At 58.5% G+C, this 3,189-nt stretch carries 2 protein-coding genes; both read right to left on the minus strand.

What is annotated here, in order from left to right; translation table 11 throughout:
- Window positions 1-130: 130 nt before the first annotated feature.
- The gene (cysN, locus tag QMX93_RS30285; protein ID WP_282359268.1) at window positions 131-2,029 is read right to left on the minus strand and encodes a sulfate adenylyltransferase subunit CysN; all 1,899 of its coding nucleotides are present in this window, start codon (window positions 2,027-2,029) and stop codon (window positions 131-133) included.
- A 9-nt stretch (window positions 2,030-2,038) separates the two neighbouring features.
- The gene (gene cysD / locus QMX93_RS30290; RefSeq protein WP_008085033.1) at window positions 2,039-2,956 is read right to left on the minus strand and encodes a sulfate adenylyltransferase subunit CysD; all 918 of its coding nucleotides are present in this window, start codon (window positions 2,954-2,956) and stop codon (window positions 2,039-2,041) included.
- Between the last annotated feature and the right edge of the window lie 233 nt (window positions 2,957-3,189).

Genomic DNA, 3,189 nt, shown 5'->3' on the forward strand with positions numbered 1-3,189 from the left:
GCCTTGCTCCTACAATGTGATGAGGTGCACTTCTTGTAGGAGCAAGGCTTGCCCGCGAAAGCGATCTTAAGGTCACAAAAAAGCCCGCCGATGATTACTCATCGGCGGGCTTTTTATTTGTCGCTAACGCTTAGATCGCGCCACGCTGACGTAGCAGCTCCAGCACTTGCTTGACGCTTTCTTCCAGACTCAGCGTCTGCGTGTCGATCACCAGATCGGCATTCAGCGGCACGTCGTACGGGAAGGATTCGCCCGGGATGTTGTCGCCACCGGCGGCATACAGACCTTGCGGATCACGCTCGGCGCACACGGCCGGCGAGGCCTGTACGTAGACCGTCAGCAGACGATCCTTGCCGATCAGGTCCTTGGCCTGCTCGCGACCTTCAGCGCTTGGCGCGACAAACGCAGCCAACGTCACCAGACCGGCTTCGTTGAACTGACGCGCCACGTGTGCGGCACGACGCCAGTTCTCGGTACGGCCGATACGATCCTGTGGCAGACCTTTGTTGAGGTCGTGACGCAGGTTCTGACCATCCAGCACAAACACCGCACGGCCCATGTCGAACAGCTTGCGCTCGACCGCGTAGGCCAGCGTGCTTTTGCCCGCGCCCGACAGACCGCTGAACAGCACGGTCGCGGGTTGCTGGCCGAAACGCTGAGCACGTTCCTCAGTCGCAACATGCGCCAGTTTGCCGTGGTGCGTGGCAGTGCCATGGGTCACTGGCTGCGCGACGATCATGCCGGCGCCGACGGTGCCGTTGGTCAGGCGATCGATGATGATGAACGCGCCGGTGGTGCGGTTGCTTTCGTAACCGTCGAGGGCGATCGGCGCGTCGAGCGCGATCTTCACCTTGCCGATTTCGTTGAGCTGCAACGCGCTCGCTGGGCCTTCTTCCAGGGTGTTCACGTCAACCTTGTTAACGATGCTGGCAATCGAGCCCGGCACGTAACTGGTGGCGCGTTTGATGTCGTATTTCTTGCCCGGCAGCATCGGCTCTTCAGCCATCCACACCAGCATCGCTTCGAAGCTGTCGGTGACTGGCGGCACGTTGTCGGCATGCACCAACAGGTCGCCACGGGAGATGTCGATTTCGTCTTCCATGGTCAGCGTTACTGCCTGACCTGGACCGGCGTGTTCCAGCTCACCTTCGAAGGTGACGATGGATTTCACGCGGCTGCTCTTGCCCGACGGCAGCACCACGACTTCGTCACCCTTGTGCACGATGCCGCTGGCCAGCGTGCCGGCGAAACCACGGAAGTTCAGGTTCGGACGGTTGACGTACTGCACCGGGAAACGCAGATCAGTGAAGTTGCGGTCGCCCGCCACTTCCACGGTCTCGAGAATTTCCATCAGCGACTGGCCCTTATACCAAGGCGAGCGCTCGGACTTGTTCACCACGTTGTCGCCCTTGAGGGCAGACATCGGCACGAAATGCATGCTGGTCGACTTCATCTTCAAGCCTTCGGCGAACTTCAGGTAGTCGGCCTTGATCGACTCGAACACACCTTCATCGAAGCCTTTCAAATCCATCTTGTTGATGGCGACGACGATGTGTTTGATCCCCAACAGGGAAGCAATGAAGCTGTGGCGACGGGTCTGGGTCTGCACGCCGTAACGCGCGTCGACGAGAATGATCGCCAGGTCACAGGTGGACGCACCGGTGGCCATGTTGCGGGTGTACTGCTCATGGCCGGGGGTGTCGGCGATGATGAATTTGCGTTTCGCGGTGGAGAAATAGCGGTAAGCAACATCAATGGTGATGCCCTGCTCACGCTCGGCCTGCAGGCCGTCAACCAGCAATGCCAGGTCGATGTCGTCACCGGTGGTGCCGACTTTCTTCGAATCGCGGGTAATCGCTTCGAGGTGATCTTCGTAGATCATTTTCGAGTCGTGCAGCAGGCGCCCGATCAGGGTGCTCTTGCCGTCATCGACGTTACCGCAAGTCAAAAAGCGCAGCAGCTCTTTACGTTCGTGCTGGCCCAGGTAGGCGAGGATGTCCTCGCTGATCAAATCAGATACGTGCGACATGACAACCCCTTAGAAATAACCCTGACGTTTTTTGTCTTCCATCGAGCCGGCGCCATCGTGGTCGATGACACGGCCCTGGCGCTCGGAAGTTCGCGTCAGGAGCATTTCTTGAATGATGTCCGTCAGCGTTTCGGCTTCGGACTCCACGGCGCCCGTCAACGGGTAGCAGCCAAGGGTGCGGAAACGCACTTTCTTTTTGACGATGCGCGCTTTGTCTTCGTCGGACAGGTGCTCGAGGATGCGCTCGTCGTCGATCATGATCAGCGTGCCGTTCTTCTCGATCACTTCGCGTTCGGCGGCGAAGTACAGCGGCACAATCGGGATGCCTTCGAGGTAGATGTACTGCCAGATGTCCAGTTCGGTCCAGTTCGACAGAGGGAATACACGGATGGATTCGCCCTTGTTGACCTTGCCGTTGTAGACGTTCCACAGTTCTGGACGCTGGTTTTTCGGATCCCAGCGATGCTTGCTGTCGCGGAACGAGTACACGCGCTCTTTGGCGCGGGATTTCTCTTCATCGCGACGGGCGCCGCCGAAGGCTGCGTCGAAACCATGCTTGTCGAGTGCCTGTTTCAGGCCTTCGGTTTTCATGATGTCGGTGTGCTTGGCGCTGCCGTGGGTGAACGGGTTAATGTTCTGCGCCACGCCATCGGGGTTGATGTGGGTGATCAAGTCCAGGCCCAGTTCTTCGACCATCTTGTCGCGGAACTTGTACATCTCCTGGAATTTCCAGCGGGTGTCGACGTGCATCACCGGAAACGGCAGCTTGCCCGGGAAGAACGCCTTGCGTGCCAGATGCAGCATCACGGCGGAGTCTTTACCGATGGAGTACAGCATCACCGGGTTATCGAACTCGGCGGCCACCTCGCGGATGATGTGGATGCTTTCCGCCTCCAGCTGTTTCAGATGCGTCAGTTTGTCGACCATGGCTACTCACGAAAACTTTCTTATGAACGGCCAGCGGGCCGTGTTCGAGCGGGGAATCCTAGCACAGCGACCTTCTTCTAATCAGGACGCGGGCTAGAACGAAAGGGCATATGAATATGCCCACCAGTTCGGCCAACCCGCCCCTGTAAGAGCTGCCGAAGGCCGCGATCTTTTGATCTTGTTTTTAAAGCACAAAAGATCGCGGCCATCGGCAGCTACTACAGAGGTCGTGT

Source organism: Pseudomonas sp. PS01303 (assembly GCF_029959385.1).
Classification (GTDB): domain Bacteria; phylum Pseudomonadota; class Gammaproteobacteria; order Pseudomonadales; family Pseudomonadaceae; genus Aquipseudomonas; species Aquipseudomonas rustica.

Coding starts and splice junctions, on each gene's coding strand:
- cysN (WP_282359268.1), bottom strand. CDS start 2,029: ATGTCGCACGTATCTGATTTGATCAGCGAGGACATCCTCGCCTACCTG.
- cysD (WP_008085033.1), bottom strand. CDS start 2,956: ATGGTCGACAAACTGACGCATCTGAAACAGCTGGAGGCGGAAAGCATC.